General features: G+C 45.5%; 18 protein-coding genes, 1 tRNA gene and 1 other RNA gene. 12 read left to right on the top strand and 8 right to left on the bottom strand.

Annotation, left to right across the window (positions count from 1 at the left end):
- Positions 1-60 precede the first annotated feature (60 nt).
- The 4 genes from K1X61_04115 (at position 61) to K1X61_04100 (ending at position 6,124) form a co-directional block, all read left to right on the top strand.
- Positions 61-1,923 carry a cyclomaltodextrinase C-terminal domain-containing protein gene (locus tag K1X61_04115; GenBank protein ID MBX7107815.1) on the top strand — a complete coding sequence of 621 codons (1,863 nt, stop codon included), beginning with the start codon at positions 61-63 and terminating at the stop codon, positions 1,921-1,923.
- Between the two features lie 108 nt (positions 1,924-2,031).
- Complete coding sequence (locus K1X61_04110; GenBank protein MBX7107814.1) at positions 2,032-3,897, top strand: glycoside hydrolase family 13 protein; 1,866 nt, start codon at positions 2,032-2,034, stop codon at positions 3,895-3,897.
- An 87-nt stretch (positions 3,898-3,984) separates the two neighbouring features.
- Positions 3,985-5,457, top strand: a complete 1,473-nt coding sequence (locus tag K1X61_04105; protein MBX7107813.1) for a TlpA family protein disulfide reductase — start codon at positions 3,985-3,987, stop codon at positions 5,455-5,457.
- Positions 5,458-5,512: 55 nt separating this feature from the next.
- Entirely contained in the window at positions 5,513-6,124 is a 612-nt protein-coding gene (locus K1X61_04100; GenBank protein ID MBX7107812.1) for an alpha/beta hydrolase, read from the top strand.
- A 6-nt stretch (positions 6,125-6,130) separates the two neighbouring features.
- Here K1X61_04100 and K1X61_04095 read toward each other — a convergent pair whose 3' ends face one another.
- The 3 genes from K1X61_04095 to K1X61_04085 form a co-directional block, all read right to left on the bottom strand.
- Positions 6,131-6,655, bottom strand: a complete 525-nt coding sequence (locus K1X61_04095) for a methyltransferase domain-containing protein (GenBank protein ID MBX7107811.1) — start codon at positions 6,653-6,655, stop codon at positions 6,131-6,133.
- A gap of 281 nt (positions 6,656-6,936) precedes the next feature.
- On the bottom strand, positions 6,937-7,989 hold the full coding sequence (locus K1X61_04090) for an LLM class flavin-dependent oxidoreductase (GenBank protein ID MBX7107810.1): 1,053 nt from the start codon (positions 7,987-7,989) through the stop codon (positions 6,937-6,939).
- Positions 7,990-8,169: 180 nt separating this feature from the next.
- A complete protein-coding gene (locus K1X61_04085; protein ID MBX7107809.1) occupies positions 8,170-8,568 on the bottom strand; it encodes an Hsp20/alpha crystallin family protein in 399 nt (132 codons plus the stop codon).
- 141 nt (positions 8,569-8,709) lie between these two features.
- Between K1X61_04085 and K1X61_04080 the strand changes: the two genes are divergently transcribed.
- Positions 8,710-9,138: an SET domain-containing protein-lysine N-methyltransferase gene (locus K1X61_04080; protein MBX7107808.1), complete on the top strand. Its 429-nt coding sequence runs from the start codon at positions 8,710-8,712 to the stop codon at positions 9,136-9,138.
- Between the two features lie 91 nt (positions 9,139-9,229).
- On the opposite strand, the gene K1X61_04075 is transcribed toward K1X61_04080, so the two are convergent.
- The 4 genes from K1X61_04075 to trpS all read right to left on the bottom strand — a co-directional run bounded on the left by K1X61_04075 (position 9,230) and on the right by trpS (position 14,194).
- A complete protein-coding gene (locus K1X61_04075; GenBank protein MBX7107807.1) occupies positions 9,230-11,398 on the bottom strand; it encodes a helix-hairpin-helix domain-containing protein in 2,169 nt (722 codons plus the stop codon).
- Position 11,399: 1 nt separating this feature from the next.
- A complete protein-coding gene (locus tag K1X61_04070; protein MBX7107806.1) occupies positions 11,400-12,221 on the bottom strand; it encodes a hypothetical protein in 822 nt (273 codons plus the stop codon).
- A gap of 183 nt (positions 12,222-12,404) precedes the next feature.
- Positions 12,405-13,052, bottom strand: a complete 648-nt coding sequence (locus K1X61_04065; GenBank protein ID MBX7107805.1) for a deoxynucleoside kinase — start codon at positions 13,050-13,052, stop codon at positions 12,405-12,407.
- A gap of 113 nt (positions 13,053-13,165) precedes the next feature.
- Positions 13,166-14,194 (bottom strand): tryptophan--tRNA ligase, encoded by a 1,029-nt coding sequence (gene trpS, locus K1X61_04060; GenBank protein MBX7107804.1) that lies wholly within the window; start codon positions 14,192-14,194, stop codon positions 13,166-13,168.
- Between the two features lies 1 nt (position 14,195).
- Between trpS and K1X61_04055 the strand changes: the two genes are divergently transcribed.
- From K1X61_04055 to K1X61_04025, 7 genes are all read left to right on the top strand, one after another.
- Positions 14,196-14,936 (top strand): 1-acyl-sn-glycerol-3-phosphate acyltransferase, encoded by a 741-nt coding sequence (locus tag K1X61_04055; protein MBX7107803.1) that lies wholly within the window; start codon positions 14,196-14,198, stop codon positions 14,934-14,936.
- Positions 14,937-15,037: 101 nt separating this feature from the next.
- Entirely contained in the window at positions 15,038-15,733 is a 696-nt protein-coding gene (locus K1X61_04050) for an ABC transporter ATP-binding protein (GenBank protein MBX7107802.1), read from the top strand.
- Positions 15,734-15,926: 193 nt separating this feature from the next.
- Positions 15,927-16,121 carry a cold shock domain-containing protein gene (locus K1X61_04045; GenBank protein MBX7107801.1) on the top strand — a complete coding sequence of 65 codons (195 nt, stop codon included), beginning with the start codon at positions 15,927-15,929 and terminating at the stop codon, positions 16,119-16,121.
- An 85-nt stretch (positions 16,122-16,206) separates the two neighbouring features.
- An RNA gene (gene rnpB / locus K1X61_04040) (RNase P RNA component class A) lies at positions 16,207-16,728 on the top strand.
- Positions 16,729-16,852: 124 nt separating this feature from the next.
- Positions 16,853-16,925 (top strand) — tRNA-Lys (locus K1X61_04035).
- A gap of 368 nt (positions 16,926-17,293) precedes the next feature.
- Entirely contained in the window at positions 17,294-17,806 is a 513-nt protein-coding gene (locus K1X61_04030) for a nuclear transport factor 2 family protein (GenBank protein MBX7107800.1), read from the top strand.
- Between the two features lie 277 nt (positions 17,807-18,083).
- A complete protein-coding gene (locus K1X61_04025; GenBank protein ID MBX7107799.1) occupies positions 18,084-18,893 on the top strand; it encodes a mechanosensitive ion channel in 810 nt (269 codons plus the stop codon).
- Between the two features lie 305 nt (positions 18,894-19,198).
- Here the strand turns inward: K1X61_04025 and K1X61_04020 are convergent, their stop codons facing one another.
- Positions 19,199-20,368, bottom strand: a complete 1,170-nt coding sequence (locus K1X61_04020) for an NADH:flavin oxidoreductase (protein ID MBX7107798.1) — start codon at positions 20,366-20,368, stop codon at positions 19,199-19,201.
- Positions 20,369-20,379 lie beyond the last annotated feature (11 nt).

Raw genomic sequence — 20,379 nt, 5'->3', positions numbered from 1 at the left:
ATGACTTTCTCATAAAACAGTTTATTATTGTTGTTGCAAAACAATCGCAAATCAGCAGGGATGAACTACCGTTACTTATTCCAGGTCTTCTTATTTCTTTTCACTAGCTGCCTTGTTGCCAGTGCGCAGCAGGCAGAAGTGTATCCGTCTAATTGGTGGGTGGATATGAAGATGCATAATGTGCAACTGCTGCTGAGAAGCAGTGATACAGCATTCAGTAAAAAAACATTCTCCATAAATTATCAGGGCGTTAAATTGCTGGGGAAAAACACTTTCAGTAACGGGAAGTATGTTGCTTTGGATATTGACATCGCATCCTCCGCACGGCCAGGTACCGTAAGTATTGTTTGCAGCGGAAACGGCGAAAAGTATACCATTGATTGGATGTTGAAGTCACGCAGGAAAGGCAATGGCACTGCATTCGCGCAGGGCGTAACATCCGCGGACTTTATTTACCTGCTGATGCCCGACCGTTTCAGCAATGGCGACCCGTCGAATGACCGAATAGCCGGCATGAGAGATCAGACATTGAACAGGGATTCAATCTATCATCGTCATGGCGGAGATATGCAGGGCATTATCAATCATCTTGACTATTTACATGAACTGGGAGTTACGGCATTGTGGATGACGCCGGTGCTTGAAAACGACAGAACCATGCGCACAGAACACGGATATGCCTTCACCAATCAGTATAAGATTGATCCCAGGCTGGGTGGCCTAAAAGCATACCTGCAACTGAGTGATGCTTTGCATGAACGGGGCATGAAACTCATACAGGACGCAGTGTATAATCATGTGGATATTGATCACATCTTATTTATTGATAAGCCGGCGGAAGACTGGTTTCATCAGTGGCCCGTTTATACAGGTACCAGTTTTAAGGATCAGCCGGTGTTTGATCCCTATGCTTCAGACCATGACATAAAGATCACCAAGGACGGTTGGTTCAATCAGCTTATGCCGGATGTGAATCAGTCAAATCCGTTTGTGGCGAACTATCTCATTCAGCATGCAATCTGGTGCGTTGAGGAATTTGGCGTGGACGGCTGGCGTGTGGATACTTACCTGTACAATGATGCATTGTTCATGAACCGTTGTAACAAGGCGCTGATGGATGAATATCCTGCAATCAGCATCTTTGGCGAGATATGGGTGAATGGTGTGCCCAATCAGGTTTATTTTGTCGATAACAATATCAACACCGGTTCCTTTAAAAGCAATCTCCCCGGTGCTACGGATTTTCAAACGTATTCCAATGGGATTATTCCTGCGCTCACGCAACCTTTCGGATGGAATGAAGGTGTGAACAGGTTGTATACGACCCTGGCGAGCGATTATTTATACAAGGATCCGTACCGCAATGTGCTGTTTCTTGACAACCATGATCTCAGCCGTATCTATTCTGTTGTCGGTGAAAATGCAGCCAAACAAAAAATGGGCATTGAATGGTTGTTGACTTGCCGTGGCATTCCGCAGATGTATTACGGCACAGAAGTGCTGATGAAAGGCTTTACCAATCCTGATGGCTGGGTACGGCTCGATTTCCCCGGTGGCTGGAATGGCGACAACAGGAATGCTTTCACCGGTGAAGGACTTGATGCCGATGCGCTTGCAGTGCAATCGCTGGTGAAGACACTGGCGAACTTCCGGAAAAATTCCTCTGCCCTGAAGACGGGCAAAATGATGCAGTATGTACCTGTTAATGGATTGTACGTCTATTTCCGGTACGATGAAAATCAAACTGTCATGTGTGTCATGAATACGTCGGGCCAGGACATGGAAGTTGATTTCAGCCGGTATGCTGAAAGAACACATGGCTTTGTGGCTGCCAAAAGCATTACAGATGACACTGCCTTCATGCTCAGTGAAAAAGCAGTCATCACTGCTGATAAAATGTGGGTGCTGGCACTGGTCAGGTAGCCATGGATGTTGCTTTTTCCCGGCATAGTTCTGCGGCGATTTGTCCTGCTTAGGTTTTGTTGCTTAATGTGCTTCCTTCTTATTGCTTACCAGGAAAAAATAGTGCTCATGCAAAAATTATTTCACGATAAGTGTACACTGATTCGCTTCACCATTGCATTGCTATTAGCATCTTTTCCGCTCTTCGCGCAAACGCAGACAACTTCTTTCGACCGGCCGCCGGAATGGAGTAAAAAGATGATCTGGTACCAGATTTTTGTGGAAAGATTTAACAATGGCGACCTGGCTAATGATCCTCAGCCGGCCAATATCAATACACCGCCAATAGGTGTAAATGCACCACCACATTGGGCAATTACTCCATGGACACACAACTGGTATGATGAGGATGACTGGGCAAAGGAACTCAGTGGATCCTTTAATGAAAAGGTGCAATACAGGCGCTATGGCGGCGACCTGCAGGGCGTGCTGGACAAATTGGATTACCTGCAGGATCTCGGCATCACGGCCATTTTTCTGAATCCCGTCAATGATGCGCCAAGCCTTCATAAATATGATGCGAGGAATTATCATCACATTGATGTCAATTTTGGGCCTGATCCCGCAGGTGATGTAAAAATCATGGCTGCGGAAGATCCGGTTGATCCGTCAACCTGGCAATGGACTTCAGCGGACAAGCTCTTTTTAAAGCTGATCAAAGAAGTACACAAAAGAAAAATGAAAATCATCATGGATTATTCCTGGAATCATGTCGGGACCCTTTTTTGGGCATGGCAGGATGTGTTGCAAAAGCAGGAAAAATCGGCATATAAAGACTGGTTTGAAATTAATGCGTTTGATGATCCTTCCACGGCGCAAAACGAATTTTCGTATAAGGGATGGGCCGGAGTGCCCTCACTGGTTGAATGGAAAAAGGTGAATATCACCACTCCCAAACAAACCGGTCATCCTTACGATGGTGATATCAGCGAAGGCCCGAAGAAACATATTTTCGACGTCACCAAAAGATGGCTGGCGCCTGATGGCGACGTGACGCAAGGCATTGATGGATTCAGGCTTGATGTGGCGGACCAGGTAGGCATGGTGTTCTGGCGCGATTTCAGGAAATATGTTCGTTCCATCAATCCTGATGCATACCTGGTAGGAGAGATCTGGTGGGAGGAATGGCCCGATCGGCTGATGAATCCTGCGCCGTATACCAGCGGTGATGTGTTTGATGCCGTGATGCAGTACCAGGTTTACCGCCCTGCGCGTTATTTTTTCGCGAAGAATGATTACGGCATCAATGCTGAACAATTCAGTGACAGTCTCAACTTTCACTGGAACCGGTTGATGCCTGATTTCAGGTATGCGATGATGAATGTTTCCTCTTCGCATGATGCGCCGAGGTTACTCACCGATTTTTATAATCCGAATAAATATAAATACAAGGCGGGTCCGGCTGATGATCCGCAGTATAAGACCGGAAGGCCTGATGCAGATACTTATGAGAGAGTGCGATTGTATCTCGTTCATTTGTTTACCACGATTGGAGCGCCACAGATTTATAATGGAGAAGAAATGGGCATGTGGTCAGCGGATGATCCATCGAGGAAGCCGTTGATGTGGAAAGAGTTTTCATTTGAACCCGAAACCAGGAACAACTATCAGTCCGGAGAAAAAGCATACGACTCCCTTGTCTTCAATCAAGCGCAATTTGACTGGTACAAAAAACTGATTGCCATCAGAAAAAGTAATCCGGTACTGTCAACCGGTGCTATAGAATTTCTTTGGGCAAAAGGCAAACAACTTGCTTACAGAAGGTTCGATGAAAAATCGGAAGTCATCGTATTGTTTAATCTTGAAACGGAGGAACATTCATTAAACCTGTCGAGAGATGCGACCTATATTGATTTGCTGACCGGTAAAAAGGTGAAAGCTGGAAGCATGGTTTTGCAGCCAATGAAAGCCGCCATATTGAAAAGGGTGAATTGAAGAATAGAGCATGCCATTTTTACTGGTATTCAACTGACCGCAATAAAAAATTAAGGAATAACTTCGTCGCTCATCTTAAGTTTGCACATGCGACTAAAATTAAACGGTACACTGCTGCTTTCTGTCCTTTTTTCATTGACGGTCAATGCTCAAAGTAATGTGTCAGTGCATTGCCGGCTTAATGGATCAGTTGCTGATACGGTCAGTATTAAAACCTCCGTGAGTTATCTCGATGAGTTTGAACGTGTTTACAAGAGCTCAGTAGTCAGTAACGAGTGCGGGTTCACATTATCTATTTCCGGCCCCACACCTTTGAACTTAAAAGCCGGTAAGCAATCCGTCGTGCTGTTTGTTGAACCGGGCGATGACCTTGAGGTAAGCGTTGAGGGAGATTCACTCACCGGTGCAATTGCTTTCTCCGGCAAGGGAGCTGAGCGGAATACGTTTCTTCTTTCATTCCTGAAGGTGTTTGAGGCGGATTTCAATAAAGAAAAAGTCAATGCGGCGATTTTGAGCACTGACATTGATGCTTTTGAAATGAAATTGTTTGAAGAACGCAGGAAGCAGCTTGCATTCTATAATGAAGGAATGCAGAAAGCTGTTTACAGTGAGCCGTTCAGGAAGTATCTGTCCTATTGCATCAAATATAATTATTACGCAAGGTTGCTGTCTTATCCTGTCATTCAGGCCAACCAATCTCAACAGGTGCTGACGGTAAAAGCATTACCGGCAGTGATGCTGCAGGGCGTGAACGATCAGCTCGTAAATGATGAAGCCATGATTGCCGAACCTTACCGTGACTTTCTCTATTATTTCATCGTCTATTTCACTTCAGAAGCAAATGGGTTCAATAAATTTAAAGACACAAATCTGTCTCTAGAGAAAAAAGCGCAGACGGCTCAGCAACATTTCAAAGGACTGTCTTTAACCTGGAGCATTGCCAATTTATTAAATAATGATGTTGCGAAAATCAGTCAATACACAGCGAAGCATGTCTATAATGTTTTGAGTCTGCAAGATGAGAAAGGTGATTATGCCGCTTTGTTAAAAAAGAAAGTGGAGGAAAGGCTTGCAATGAAAGAGGTGCCTGAGGCAACTCCAAACGGCACTGCCACCAGGGCCACGGGTGCTTCTGAAATGAATTACCCGAAGCTGATGGATATCAATGGAAAATACTTCACGCCAAATGACCTGAAAGGAAAGGTGGTGTACGTTGATTTCTGGGCAAGCTGGTGTGGCCCATGTATGGGAGAGATGCCTTACTCCAAGAAGTTGCATGCAATGTTTGATGAAAAGCAGCTTAAACAGGTAGAGTTTCTGTATATCTCCATTGATGCTTCTGAAGATGCGTGGAAAAGTGCGGCCACAAGACTGGGGCTTGAAGGAAAGCTCGCGATATCGCCGGGAAACTGGTCGTCGCCCATTGCCAAATATTTCGGCATCATGAGCATACCGCGATACATGCTGATCAATAAGAATGGAGAGATCGTTGATTTCAATGCCAAGCGCCCGAGTTCGGGTCAAATGATTTACAATGATATCATTCAATTGCTCGACTAATATTTTCTAAATCACTTTTTAGATGGATATGCTGAGATCCGTTTTAATTTCATGCATGCTCCTGTTACCGTCTATGGATTCAAGTGCAGCTTCAAATCATAAATATGTTTTTTACCTGCATGGAATGATTGTGGAGAATATGGGTGCAGAAGCTGTAAGCCCATATTTCGGTGCTTATGCGTATCAAGCGATCCTCGATACTTTCCGTAAAGCCGGATTTACAGTAATGAGCGAAGTGCGGCCGCCGGATACGGATGTAAAGCTGTATGCGGATAAAATAGCCGGGCAGATCAATGATTTATTAAAAAATGGTATTGCAGGAAAGGACATCACGGTGATCGGCGCATCCAAAGGGGCTTTAATTGCCATGCATGTTTCCTCCATCCTGAAAAACGGGCAGTTAAATTTTGTTTTCCTTGCCGCATGCAACGATGGAAATTATGAGGCATATCCTGATCTGCAATTTTATGGTAACATCTTATCTGTTTATGAGCGGAGCGATGATATTGGCTCGTCCTGTTACCGGTTTAAAGAGAAAAGTGTGAAGACCATGGCTCACTACAAAGAAATTGAAATCAATACCGGCCTTCAGCATGGCTTCCTGTTTCGTCCGCTTCCGCAATGGACAGTGCCTGCCATTGAATGGGCGAACGGGCGGTACAATTAGTGACTGCTAAAGTGATATGATTGCAGCGTAAATATTTGCGTGATGGTAGATGGAAGGTGTCTCTTGTATTTTATGAATGGCCTCGCAACCCTGTTGATAAAAAAGATCCTTCAATGATTGCCAGCTTATGGGAAAGGGCACATAAGGATTAGAAACGGTTATGTCATATTCTACAATCAGGATTTTGGCCTTCGGTTTTATATAAGTGCGAATCTTTCGAATAAATGATGTCTTGTCTTTTACAAAATGCAGGGCATTCGCCAAAAGTATTCCGTCCAATGGCGGAACGTTCAGCGTTTCGGCAATAAAGTCGGCCTTTATTTTTTCTACGGTTACAGCAGGTGGAAGAAGAATTGCGTTCAATGAATTTTCGTTTTTATCAATGGCGTAAATCGTACTTCCTCTGGCAAGTAAAGATGCCAGCGCGTTAGTGAATAATCCGTTTCCACAGCCAAGGTCGGCCCAGGCTGAAATAGCCGGTCTTTGAATGCTGCTGTGATGAATAAGTTTTATGGCGAGTTCAAGTTCCATAAGGATAATTAACCGTACAACATCTCTTTATCAGCACTGAGAAAGAGATGCGGGATGATCGGATGTTGACGAAGAAATCTTACAGCATTATTCTGTTTGCAGGAATTTAATTATCAGCTATCTCAAAACAGGCAATCAATGCTGTCATGCAGAATTTATTTTGGCATCTGTCAATGAATGGAAGAGATCCTGATACAAGTTCAGGATGACTCCAGGTATTTTGAGATAGCGTCAATAAAGATTTCTTGTGAAGATCGCAGTTTAAAAACAATCATCGATTGTTATTTCCTGTCCTGTAAAACAGTACTTGTTTCACGCCTGATCACCGGTGCTACTTCAGTCGCGAAGAGTTCGATGGCATGCAAAAGTTTTTCATGCGGCAGTGTGCCTACGCTGAGTTGCAGCAGGAAACGGTCATGATGAAACAACTCATACTCATACATGATCTTGTCAATCACTTCCTGCGGACTGCCCACTAACAATGCGCCTTCAGGAGAACGGCCCGCTTCAAACTGTGCGCGATTGGTTGGCGGCCATCCGCGCTCGCGGCCAATTCTGGTCATCACATCAGCATAAGCAGGGTAGAATTCATCGCCGGCAAGTTTTGAATCACCGGCAATGTAGCCGTGTGAATTAATGCTGACAAGCGTCTTTGAAGGATCATGACCTGCAGTGGCGGCAGTTTCACGGTACAAGTCCACAAGCGGAGCGAACCTTTCAGGAAGTCCGCCAATGATGGCTAATGCCATCGGCAATCCAAGTCTGGCGGCCCTAATAACCGATTGCGTGGTGCCGCCCACTGCAATCCATACGGGCAATGGTTTTTGAACGGGTTGCGGGTAAACTTTCAGGTGATCTATTGACGGTCGGAACTTGCCATTCCAGGTGATCACTTCTTTAGAGCGAAGCTGCAGCAGCAGATCAAGTTTCTCTTCGAACAATGCATCGTAATCATCCAGGTCATAGCCGAAGAGCGGAAAGGATTCAATGAATGATCCGCGGCCGGCCATGATTTCTGTGCGGCCGTTTGAAAGCAGATCGAGTGTGGCGAAATCCTGGAATACGCGGACCGGATCATCAGAACTCAGCACTGTTACGGCACTGGTCAGGCGGATATTTTTAGTGCGTGCAGCAGCGGCGGCCAGCACTATGGCCGGAGCAGAAACGGCATAGTCTGACCGGTGATGTTCACCAATTCCGAATATTTCCAGCCCAAGGCGGTCTGCCAGCTCAATTTCTTCGAGCAGGTTTTTCATACGCTGCTGCTGACTGATCAGTTTTCCTGTTTCAGGATCAGGAGTTGTTTCCGCGAATGTATAGAGGCCAAGTTCCATGACACTTCTTGTTGATCGTTAAAGTTCGTTTGAAATAATCAATTGGTAAGTGTGAATCAGCTGCAGGTTATACCGGCAGGCATTCCTGCTGTTAAGGTAAGCAACGGTTATAGCACTGAAAAAGGTGACATCCTTTTCGGATATCACCTTTCAGTATGCAGGCTAACAAAATGTGCAGTGTCAGCTCACCTTTATTTCCTGTTTCGCTGCTGTAGCACTTTTCAGCATTGGCACGCTGACGTGCAGCACACCGTCTTCATATTTGGCGGTAATGTTTTTTGCATCGTCATTTGATTCCAATGTAAAAGTGCGGGAGAATCCGCCGCGGCTGTATTCACGCAGGATCCATTCCGGTCGTGGAAATCCTTCCGGCGGTGTGTAGGAGATCGTAAGTTCATTTCCATTTACATGCAGATGGAAATGTTCTTTGATTCTTCCCGGTGCGAAAACCAGCAGCTCATGGCTGTTTTCGGTTTTGTAAATGCTTACAGCGGCTCGCTGCATGGATCGGATAAGCAGGTGTTTGTTCCTGCCTCCGTGATCGTGGCCTTTTGCGGCCCATGACTGATTGTAGTTCATGTTTTGTTTGTTTAGGTTAAATGAAAACGTATGCATGTTGACGAAATGGATTGATAAATATTTTAGCGCGGTTAAATCAACGGATTGGTTGTGGATATCCGCTGTGATCACAGCAGAATTCCTTTCCGATAAAAATTTACCTTGCCGGGAAAATTACTGCGGATGTTCAATGTGTATTATGAGTTGAGAGTTGCGAAGAGCGGAATACAGGGAAAAGGAGCATTCGCCATCACCGATATTCCGGCAAGAAAAAAAATCGGCGACCTGGGAGGTGTCATCATTTCAATACGGGAAGCAAGAAAAAGGGTACGGGAGAAGAAGGAAATAGCCATGGTGGAACTCACGGATAAAACAGCGCTCGATGCATCTGTGGCAAGTAATTCATTGCGTTACATCAATCATTCCTGTTCTCCCAATTGTTACATCAGGGTAACGGCAACGAGAGTTGAGTTTTATACACTACGATTCGTCAAAAAGGGGGAAGAGCTATCCGCCGATTATGGCGTTACGCACCATGAAGGAAAATTGCCTTGCAGATGCGGTGCCGCCAATTGCAAAGGTTTTATCTGATTTTTCCACCGGCGCTTAGCAGGCATATAATAAAGTATTGAGAACGGCCAATCACTTGCTGATTTATTGCGGCAACTCAGGCATTTACGGTTCAGAACTTAAACCTTACTTCTGCCTTTAGTTCTGTTTTTGTATTGCCATTGATCTCATCAAGTCCGCTGCCTATTACATCGAGGTTGCTGTAGTAGGTTTGTGCAAAGCGAAGCCATACATCGATGCCCCGGCTTATTGAATATCTTGCCACAACATAGAACCGCATTCCTCTGTTGGAGAAGGAAGGAACAGAATAAGCATAGAGCACATCATTTTCATAGGCGTAGATCCTGGCATCGTAGTCATCCGCATCAAACAGGCAAACCCTTGCTGTGAGTTGCAGCGGTGAACCCAGCTGATGATAGATGAGGTCCTGGTAAGCGAGAAAACCATATTGTTTGGGCCGCTGTTCTTCATGATAAAAAACCCATTCAGCCCGGCTGTGTATCGTAAAGGAAGAAGACGCTTTGTAACTTAAGTTCAAACGAAGGTTTTGCTTGCGGGTACCCACAATGTAATCCAGCGGTTCGGCATTTATGGAAGCATTCTGTTGTTTGGATTCATCTTTCCATCGGGCATATATTTCGAGTACTTTATTTGGTTTGTACGTTACCTGTGTCAGCATCTCAATGCCATTGGAAGGCGCATCAATATTGTAATCGAGCCATGGTTTCCGGAACAGGTCGACATAACCTGCAATTTGCCAGGAGCGGCCCGGCCTTAACAGGATGCCGGTGTATAAACCGCTTTCATTATCGTTGGTGCCGGATTCGCCGAAGGCATTCGCATACAAAGAGTGAAAGTCTTTGCCATAGTTGCGGTAGATGAGCGACAGATCTATGTTCTGATCAACGCTGATGAGCATGCCGGAAAGCAGTGCCTTTCCTCCGTCTTCATCCATTGCTGCTTCGCCGAACAGCAGGAAATTCCGGTATGCCCAGTCGTAGTGAATGCCGCCCGTTGTAAGCTGGCTGCCCCTGAACTTAAATTCATTGTACGGTTCCACCGCTGGTGCTAATGGCACGCTGTATTTAGAATAGATGGCAGATGCACCCAGTTGCAGCGATTGAATATTAAAATCAGCATTGAAGCCGGTCACGGTTTGATGGACGGTATTTTTATCAGCCACTTCGGAGGGTGTACGATGCAGCCCGTCGCCGCCGATGGATGTCACAAAAACATCTTCGTCCACGGTATCTATGGTGCCAATGTTACCGTCTATTCTTTTTGAGGAAGCGAAAGCCGTGAGTGAAATCAGCTTGTTGCCAACCACCACTGCGCCACCTCTGAAGAAATTAAATTCATTGGTGGATGTATATGGCTTCAGGGTCCGCCCGCCGTATTTAACATTCATCACGAGTGAGCTTTTGCTAACACCAAAGCCGGATGCAGTCAGCAAGCCTTGCCCGAATCTCAATTCGTAATCTCCGGCGGCAACCGCTTTGATGAAGCTGTTGCCACGGTAATAGATATGAAAGGAATAAAAATCAAATCCTTGTTTTTGCGTACCCTGGAAGAACTCTTCACCGGCATCTTTTTGTCCGGTGATGCCATAGCTGAATTTCGTACCATACTGATACCGGTAGCGTGCATAGAGATTGAGCGGACTGCCGAGGTAACGGGAAGCGGTGCTGCCGGAATCAACCGGTGTGAATCCCTTCTGTTCTTCCAAAACCTGTTGTGCTCTTATCAATAACACATAATCACCGCCGAGGAGCAGATCTTTTGTATTCACCATTGCATGACTGATATCTGAATTGATCCTCACATAGGGAAGGAGGCTTTTCACCGTCACCATGTCGAGATAAGGAACAGCCTGCAGTTCATAGATGCTGATGAAGTTTCCCAGCTTGTCACGGTAGTTGATAATGGAATGAATCTGTATGTCGGTCAGCAATGCCAGTTCATGCAGCTGCTTCAGATCTTCTTCTGTAGCGGTATTCAGATTGATGGGCCGTTGCCGCAGATTTCTGTCCAGGTCAACAAGGCCTTCATAGTCGCCACCGGAGTTATCATCTTTCTCTACCAACTGTTCAATGTAGTCTTCCTTACGGCCATAGTCGCCGGTAGTATCGGTTACCTGGCTGAACGATACTTCCGGCTGTATCAACATCAGGCAACAAAGCAGGCTGACCGGCAGGCTACTGAAAATATTAAAATGACATTTTAACGGATGCACCACGGAAATGAATCTGCCCTTCGCATATAATGGAATAAGTTGGCGCATCTTATTTCTTTTTCGCGAATGCGTAACTGACGGCAATTTGCGGGGATACACCCAGTACCTGGTGATAAGTGGTTGCGAGGTCAATCCTCAGCTGCTGAATATTTATGCCTGCTCCAAACGTATACATTGCAGGATTGGTTTGAAATCCTGCTCTTAGATGAAATGCATCAATCATCCGGTATTCAATTCCCGCACAAAATTGCGCTGCCTTATCAATGTCCTTCTTAGCTTCTGCAGCAAGCCACACCTTATCGCTCGCTTCATAGGAAACACCGAGTTTGAGAGTTGTTGGAATTTTGTTGTCGGCAAAACCTGCATTCACTCTTACCGGATTAAAGACATGAGCGCCGGTGGAAAACTTGTCAGTGATCTTAACCAACAGGCCTGCTTCAATGGTGAATGCGGCTGCATTGCCGTATTCAGCAATAGAGGTGCCGAGGTAATCAAACTGGATACCACCGGAAATGTGCTTTGAAAATAATCGTGCATACGAAAGTCCTGCTTTCTTCTCATTGTACACATCGAAGCCTGCATAAGCAGCACTCAGTCCGAACACGCCTGACCTGGTCGGCAAAACGACGCCACCTGCATGGTATCCCAATTCGCTCATCATAAATCTGCGTTCTGTAAATATGCCCGCTGTCACATCTTTTACAAAAGCCATTGAGGCCTGGTTGTTGAAGACCGCGAACATATCCGTAAGGGTGATACCTGTTCCGCCCATAGCATTGGAGCGTGCACTGGCCGAGAATGGTTCATTACCGGCACGTACTGCTGTTACAATACAGCAAAGTGAAAACAGCAAGCGTATTTTTTTCTTCATGTGTATCTGCTGTCGGTAAAATCGCTCCGGATGAATGATTTCTTAAAAAAGATGAGATGCTTTGTTTTTTGCTGAATACGGACTTATGCAGGCTCCACATCAAGATAGTTGAATCGTGCCGCGTTAATCAAAGTTATGATGCCAGCATCAGCAACCGGTTAATTAACGGCTCGGTACCGCTTCTTAAAACAATCCATGCAACTGTGCCCTGACTTTATTCACCACATCGCCCAGGTCTTCAGGATTTTCGGCAAAGTTGCATTTGTCGATATCAATAATAAGCAGTTTGCCTTCTTTATAATTGTTGATCCAGTTCTCGTAGTATTCATTCAGCCGGCGCAGGTAATCTAACCGGAGGTTATCTTCGTATTCACGTCCCCGTTTTTGAATCTGCCCGACAAGTGCTGATATTGATCCGCGCAGGTAAATCAACAGATCTGGTGGCTTTATCAGCGAACCGATGGTTTTGTAAAGGGCTGTATAATTTTCAAAATCACGTTTGGTCATGAGACCCATGGCGTGCAGGTTGGGAGCAAAGATCTGCGCATCTTCATAAATGGTGCGGTCCTGAATAACTGTTTTATCACCCTGCTGAATCCGTATGATCTGACCAAAGCGGCTGTTCAGGAAGTAGATCTGCAGATTAAATGACCAGCGTGGCATATTCTCGTAAAAGTCATACAGGTAAGGATTGTTCTCCACATCCTCGTAGTGAGGTTCCCAGTTGAATTGTTTGGCCAGTAACGTGGTAAGTGTCGTCTTTCCCGCACCGATATTTCCGGCGATAGCCACATGTTTTACATTTAAAAATTTCAGGTCCTTCTTTGCCATCGTGCTGTGGTGCTGTAAATTAAGTAACTAATAAGTGGATTGATTTTTTATCTGCAGCCTTTCACACATAAAAAATGAATGAAGTAAGATAATGAACGTGAAGATAAAATATTCTAAAACTTTCTGAATCCGATTATTTCACGCACTTCCTTTATTGTTTTGCCGGCACTTGCCCTTGCCTTTTCCGCTCCTTGTGACAGTACTCTGCTAAGCAATGCGGAATCATGGTAAATCTCCTGCACTCTTTCTCTTATGGGTGTGGTGAAAGCGATCATATCTTCCGCTAATTGCTTCTTGAGATCGCCGTACCGGATACTGCAGTTATTGTAAGCATCTTCGAAATGCTGTAGAGTGGTTGGGGCCGATACCAGTGCCATCAGTGTAAACAGGTTCTGAATCATTTCAGGTTTCTCCTGGTTAGGTTGTGTTGGCCCGCTATCCGTAACGGCTTTCATCACTTTTTTCCGTATTGCGGCAGGTTCATCCACCAAAAAAATGGCATTGCCTTCTCCTTCGGATTTTCCCATCTTACCTGCACCGTCGAGCCCGGGAACCTTCACCAGTTTATCAGAAAAATTAAATGCCACCGGCTCCGGGAAATAGTCTGCTTCATACAGCCTGTTAAAGCGCGCCGCGAAGGTGCGTGTCATCTCGAGATGCTGTTCCTGGTCTTTGCCAACCGGCACCTTGGTGGCTTTGTGAATTATTATATCAGAAGCCATCAGCACCGGATAGGTGAGCAGGCCGGCATTCACATTATCGGGATGCTTGCGGATTTTTTCTTTGAAAGAAGTGCTGCGTTCCAGTTCGCCGACATAAGAAAGCATATTGAGGAAAAGATAAAGCTCCACCGTTTCAGGCAGGTCGCTTTGCAGGTACAATATACATTTGTCGGGATCGAGGCCGCAGGCAAGGTATTCGGCAACCACCTGTTTCACAGTGGTGTGCAGGTCGGCCGGGTGGGGATGCGTGGTAAGGGAATGATAATCCGCCACGAAAAAGAAACAATGCTGCTCCTCCTGCATCTTCAGGAAATTACGCATGGCTCCGAAATAATTTCCGAGGTGAAGATTGCCGGTAGGCCTGATGCCGCTGACCACTGTTTCCATAGCGGGCAAAGTAAAAAAAATTATTTTTGGCATTGTGAAAATAATCACGCACGCACTGAAGGTGCTTTGGGCCTATTGGTATTTTTTCGTCTTCACACTTATTTTCCTCTTACTCTATCCTGCTTTTTTCATCACCCTCTATAACCGGAAATGGTGGAAGCAGGCAAACAAGCTGAGAATGCTGTGGGCGTACCTGCTGTTTCCGCTCACTGGTATCATCCCACGTATCCGCTATGAGCAACAACTCGACCGGCAGCAGAAATACATCTTTTGCGCAAATCATTTCTCCTATTTTGATATACCCATGTCCGCCATGGTAGCCCGCCGAAACTGGTGTTTTATGGGAAAGCAGGAGTTGGCAAGCCTTCCCATCATCAATATTTTTTTTAAGACCATAGATATCACCGTGAACCGTGAGAATGCAAGAGAGTCACATAAGTCGATGAAGATAGCAGGAGAGCGATTGAAAGGAGGAATGAATATCGTGGTATACCCTGAAGGCATGATCGGGCCGCATCCTCCTGAATTGGTTCGTTTCAAGAACGGGCCATTCAGGCTGGCTATCGAACACCAGGTGCCCGTTGTTCCGGTTACGATGGCTGACAACTGGAAGATATTATTTGTGGACGGATGGAAAACCTATGGCAGGCCGGGATTCGCAAGAGTGTTTGTACATTCGCCCATCGAAACGAAGGGGATGACACAGGATGATGTGGAAGCACTGAAACACCGGGTACACGATATCATCAAAAGACAATTAAAGCAATATGAATAATTGCAGGCAGAGCGTGCAACAAAGCAATCAGCGTATATTGACGGCGATTTTTTTAAACAGGAACTTTTTAGCGATTTAACGAAGAAAAGAAGATGGCTGAAATAATATCACTGCAGAAAATAAGAAAGGACTATGTGCTTGAAAAGGTGGTGATTCCTGCGCTGAAAGAAATCAATCTCACCATTAACAAGAATGAGTATGTAGCGCTGATGGGGCCTTCCGGTTCCGGGAAGTCAACGCTGATGAATATCATTGGAGCGCTTGACATACCGAGCAGCGGTAAGTATTACCTGAACGGAAATGATGTTGGGGTCATGCGGGACAATGAGCTGGCGGTGATACGCAATAAAGAGATTGGCTTTGTGTTTCAGACTTTTAACCTGATGCCGCGCATGACAGCGGAAGAAAATGTGGCTCTGCCGCTTATCTATGCCGGTAAAACGAAGTCCTACCGTGATGAGAAGGCGCGCGAGATGCTGAAAGCAGTAAGCCTGGCGGACAGGATGGATCATAAGCCGAATGAACTTTCCGGCGGACAAAAACAGCGGGTGGCCATTGCCAGGGCATTGGTCAATAACCCTTCCATCATCCTCGCTGATGAACCTACCGGCAATTTAGACAGTAAGACTTCCATCGAAATAATGGGGATATTTGATCAGATCCACCGGGAAGGAAATACCGTTATTATCGTTACGCATGAAGAGGATATCTCCCTGTTTGCCCACCGGATTGTACGGTTGAAGGATGGTGTTATCTTTTCCGACCACATTAATGAGAACCGTACGGTCATAGCCTGATAGCCGGTTAAATCAGTATGCCGGTGCTTATGATACAGCTGAACCCCTTCATTTACGACACATCTCCATGTCATACCTGTCATGGATGGAGCAGGCCACCATTGCATGTTTTTTTGCGCGCGGTTACCTGAATTTTAATATTTTTTTATCTTTGTTACGATTTCAATTTTTTAATTCATCAATTACAATTTCAATGAACACAGGCAAAGTAAAGTTTTACAACAAATCCAAAGGATTTGGCTTCATCATTCAGGATGGAACGAATGAAGAAATTTTCGTTCACGCAACAGGTCTTATCAACGACATCCGTGAAAACGATAATGTTTCTTTCGAGATCTCCGAAGGAAAAAAAGGCCCCAATGCAGTAAATGTGAAAGTGATTTCATAACTGCGGGTATCACCTTTTGGGAAAGCCCTTGAGTGATCAGGGGCTTTCTTATTTTAACTGCAATACTTTGTTCTTTGAAAATTTTGCTGCAGGTGAGGCATTCGCTCCGACTTGTCGGGGAGGAAAGTCCGGACAGCACAGGGCACCGCACCACCTAACAGATGGTTCCGGCTTTAGCCGGGAAGACAGTGCCACAGAGAATAACTGCTTGTTCCGCTTCAAAGAGAAATGGTTTTCCATTTCTTACGAATACGGAAGGTACCAAAGGCAGTGAAGGCAAACCTTCATTGTATTTTGGCGAGCGATGGTGAAAACGTGAGGTAAGAGCTCACGGTTCGTGGTGGTAACACCAGGAAAGGGTAAACCTTGCGGGCTGTAAGGTCAAATATACTCCGGTGAATTGCCGATAAGGCTGTTCGCAGAGCTGCCCGCTTGATTCACCAACAGGTGATCCGGAAGTGGGTAGACCGCTTGATCCCGATAGTAATACCGGGACCAGATAAATGAATGTCAGCATCCCGAAAAGGCCGGGTGAAGGTGGAGCGATCCATCTTCGCTGAGGCGATGACGGATGATACAGAATCCGGCTTATGATCCTGCAGCATTTTTTTGTCCTTAGTCGTTAGTAGCGTCGTTAGTTGTCAGCTGTTTTCTCGACTCAGTGCTAGTGACAATGGACTATATTTGCAAATCTTATTTCGCAGATTATCTTTGCACCCACTTTTAACAGCGATTCCGTAGCTCAGCCGGTAGAGCATAACACTTTTAATGTTGGGGTCCTGGGTTCGAGTCCCAGCGGGATCACTAAAATTGATTAATACCCTTGTTTGTCGTCAGATAGCAAGGGTTTTTTTTTGAAGTGGTGCAGAAGCTATCTCAAAACATGCATTCAATGCGGTCATGCCGAATTTATTTCGGCATCTGTCAATGAGTGGAAGAGATCCTCAAACAAGTTCAGGATGACGGTAAGTATTTTGAGATTGCTTCTGGTTATGCAGTGTTGATTTATTAGGAGCTAATGGAAAGTTTCATCTGTTCCACTGCATTATACACCGCCTGCTGTTTTGTCTGCATACAGCAACATGTGAAAAATGGATAGCGTTATTTATTTTTGGCTGAAATCAATTACACAGGTGCAGTTACTTTTTTCCAATTTGAATAAACCGAACCCCATGTTTAAACCAGGCTTTTACCTGATGATTGGCGCAATTTTGGTTTTGTCAACGGTCATCTACAGTTGTAAGGAAACCATCAGGGATGATGAAAAGGGCAAATCTTTTCTGCCTGCTGAAAACAAAGATTCATTGATGAATGAAGCCTGGCAGATGGAAGAGAAGTACTGGTACTATGTTGGTAACAATGATACAGTATCCTATAAAACCCTGTGGCATGATGATTTTATCGGATATCCCGGTTTTGGAAACGGTGTCAGCAGCAAAAGCGGTATTGGCGCCTGGATTCCGGAGTTGCATAAAGACACCAACCTTGTTTTCAGCTACAAATTATACCGGAAAGCGGTAAATCCTATTGAAGGTGTTGTCATTGTTTTTTATGATGCCGATGAAATATGGACGGATAAGCAGCAGCAAGAAGTGAAAAAGGAAACATATAAGTTCACGCATACCTGGAAAAAATCGGGCGATACCTGGTTAATTCTCGGAGGCATGGCAGCAAGAAAAAACTAACACGGTCAACTGCTGCAGCAGATCATTTCGGAAACAAGTACTTCCTCATCAATTCAAAACGTTCAATTTGCAGGTATCTGCAGGTATGATAGAAGTGACTTGTTCACCGGAAAGACTGCGAAGCAAGTTCAGGATGACCTGTGTTGCCATTCTGATTTTTCGCATAGAGCAGTATTTTCAGGCGCCAAGGAAACTGTGGTGGCACTTGTCCCGGGGTTTTGCTATTCGATAAGAATTAATTGTATTTTGTTGACATAAATCTAAATCAACTACATCCATGGATAATCTTACATCACTGTCAGACAGGGTAATGCAACTGCTGACCTCTTACGGACCGAGTGTATTAGGCGCTTTGGTCGTTTTTATCGTCGGACTTTACATCACCAATTTTATTGCACGAATGGTTTCCGCTTCATTGCGTAAGCGGCAGGTAGATGTTTCCCTTCAATCATTTTTAGGGAGCATGGTGAGCGTGGGATTGAAAGTATTGCTGCTGGTGACGGTTGCAGGCATGCTTGGTATTCAAACTACATCATTCGTTGCTGTAATCGGTGCGCTGGGACTGGCAGTCGGACTTGCCTTACAAGGTTCGCTGGCCAATTTTGCGGGCGGCGTGCTGATGCTTGTCTTTAAACCGTTTAAAGTGGGTGACCTGATTGAATCAGGCGGACATGTAGGCCATGTGCTGGAAATCCAGATTTTCAATACCATTCTGCTCACACCGGACAACAAGACGGTGATATTGGCAAACGGTGCTGTTTCAAACGGAACCATTGTCAATCTAAGCAGACATGGAAACCTCCGTGTAGAGATTACTATGGCTGTGGCGCCTGACAACGACATGAATAAAGTGAGACAGGTTGCCATGGATGTGATGAATAGTTTTGAAGGAGTATTGAAAACCCCAGCGCCGTCACTGAATGTTTCCAAGGTAGGAGATGGCATGGTGACCCTCGCCGTTTTTCCTTATGCTACAGTAGAAGATTACTGGAGCGTTTTCTTTGGCATACAGGAAAAAATGAAAGAAGCTTTTGACAAAAACAGCATTTCAGCGCCGGTGCCCACCCGCCGTATTATTAATGCATAGTCATCAGTTGTAAAATTTTGTCAACGCCGGATCAACTGCCGATCCGGCGCTTTTTTTTATGCAGCACAAAAAAATATGAGATTTATTATGCAGCAATAAATGCATCATGCTAAGGCATTAACCGTGTATCATTAGTTGCTTGTATGCAGGCATGAACTTCGGCATTGATGAATCAACTGCAATCCGGATATTTCCAAGCCACCGGAGTTTGTGAAGATCCGCAACATGCTAAGATGACGAGCGCTATTTGATGAAAACATTTGCAATCACATCAGTTAGTATCCCTGCTGTGCTATTGCAATGCATTATGTTTTATGCTGAATGCAACTAAACGGCCCGTTGTACATTACCGCAATGCAGTAATTGCACGTATCACAGGCGGAATGACTCAGCGACTGTCGCAATAGTTTATGGATGAAATCGGGATCGTGAATCAATACTCTTGCCATAGCCACTGCATCGAAACCTTCAGACAGTACCTGCTCAATATGCTCGCCTGAGAGGATGCCGCCTACATATACAAGGGGCATCTTCAGTTCTTTTCTGAAAATCAACGCCTCGTCGAGGAAATAGGTTGGTGAAAACGGAACTTCGCGGATAAGCCAATGACCAAAGCGCCGAACGAGCCAACGCATCAGCCGGCTGTCAACATGTTGAGCAAGTGTTTGCACCGGCATTGCACCACGCAGTATATACATGGGTGCACGGCTGACGAAACCACCACTCAGCACCAGTGCATGTATGCCCATTCGTTCCATAAGCAGGGCGACCTGCAATGCACCTTCCCGTTCAAGGCCGCCATCAAATCCATCACGCATATTCATCTTTACCAGCACGGCAGTTTTTCCGGCAGCAGCGTGCATGACTTCATCCAGCACTAACTGCAGGAAACGCATCCTGTTGGTCAACGAGCCGCCAAATTCATCATTGCGGCGATTGGTGTAAGGGGATAAAAACTGGCTGATCAGGTAGCCATGACCGGCATGCACTTCTACCGCATCAAAGCCTGCCTGCTGTGCCATCTTAACAGCAGCACCAAATGATTTAACCAGTGCAAAGATCTCTTCCTTCTTTAAAGCGTGCGGAAAGGAGGGAGCGTACCAGTTGATACGGGCTGAAGGCGCAACCGGACGCGTACGCGTTACGGAGCGTTTTGCCATGTTGCCGCAATGGCCGAGTTGTATGGATGCAGCCGCATTATGGCGGTGAACTGCATCTGTCAGTTTTTTCAGCGAAGGAATAATTGCATCATGCATCCATAGCTGATGGGGAAATGAAAGCCCGTCTCTGGTCACGGAAACATAGGCAACCGTAGTCATGCCAATACCTCCCGCAGCCACAGCCTCATGATAAGCTATTAATTCCGGAGATACGGCATGATTTTGACACATGCCTTCAAATGCTGCCGCACGGATTGAACGGTTTCTAAGCAACAACGGACCAATCTGTACAGGTGTAAATAACTTGTGTTGCATATTGCAGGAAG

The organism is Chitinophagales bacterium (genome assembly GCA_019694975.1).
Classification (GTDB): Bacteria; Bacteroidota; Bacteroidia; order Chitinophagales; family UBA10324; genus JACCZZ01.
This window is presented reverse-complemented; position numbering and strand designations above follow the sequence as displayed.

What these genes read in the sequence shown, in the direction of transcription:
- K1X61_04115 (MBX7107815.1), top strand. Translation starts at nt 61, where the DNA reads ATGAACTACCGTTACTTATTCCAGGTCTTCTTATTTCTTTTCACTAGC.
- K1X61_04110 (MBX7107814.1), top strand. Translation starts at nt 2,032, where the DNA reads ATGCAAAAATTATTTCACGATAAGTGTACACTGATTCGCTTCACCATT.
- K1X61_04105 (MBX7107813.1), top strand. Translation starts at nt 3,985, where the DNA reads ATGCGACTAAAATTAAACGGTACACTGCTGCTTTCTGTCCTTTTTTCA.
- K1X61_04100 (MBX7107812.1), top strand. Translation starts at nt 5,513, where the DNA reads ATGCTCCTGTTACCGTCTATGGATTCAAGTGCAGCTTCAAATCATAAA.
- K1X61_04095 (MBX7107811.1), bottom strand. Translation starts at nt 6,655, where the DNA reads ATGGAACTTGAACTCGCCATAAAACTTATTCATCACAGCAGCATTCAA.
- K1X61_04090 (MBX7107810.1), bottom strand. Translation starts at nt 7,989, where the DNA reads ATGGAACTTGGCCTCTATACATTCGCGGAAACAACTCCTGATCCTGAA.
- K1X61_04085 (MBX7107809.1), bottom strand. Translation starts at nt 8,568, where the DNA reads ATGAACTACAATCAGTCATGGGCCGCAAAAGGCCACGATCACGGAGGC.
- K1X61_04075 (MBX7107807.1), bottom strand. Translation starts at nt 11,398, where the DNA reads ATGCGCCAACTTATTCCATTATATGCGAAGGGCAGATTCATTTCCGTG.
- K1X61_04070 (MBX7107806.1), bottom strand. Translation starts at nt 12,221, where the DNA reads ATGAAGAAAAAAATACGCTTGCTGTTTTCACTTTGCTGTATTGTAACA.
- K1X61_04065 (MBX7107805.1), bottom strand. Translation starts at nt 13,052, where the DNA reads ATGGCAAAGAAGGACCTGAAATTTTTAAATGTAAAACATGTGGCTATC.
- trpS (MBX7107804.1), bottom strand. Translation starts at nt 14,194, where the DNA reads ATGCCAAAAATAATTTTTTTTACTTTGCCCGCTATGGAAACAGTGGTC.
- K1X61_04045 (MBX7107801.1), top strand. Translation starts at nt 15,927, where the DNA reads ATGAACACAGGCAAAGTAAAGTTTTACAACAAATCCAAAGGATTTGGC.
- K1X61_04030 (MBX7107800.1), top strand. Translation starts at nt 17,294, where the DNA reads ATGTTTAAACCAGGCTTTTACCTGATGATTGGCGCAATTTTGGTTTTG.
- K1X61_04025 (MBX7107799.1), top strand. Translation starts at nt 18,084, where the DNA reads ATGGATAATCTTACATCACTGTCAGACAGGGTAATGCAACTGCTGACC.
- K1X61_04020 (MBX7107798.1), bottom strand. Translation starts at nt 20,368, where the DNA reads ATGCAACACAAGTTATTTACACCTGTACAGATTGGTCCGTTGTTGCTT.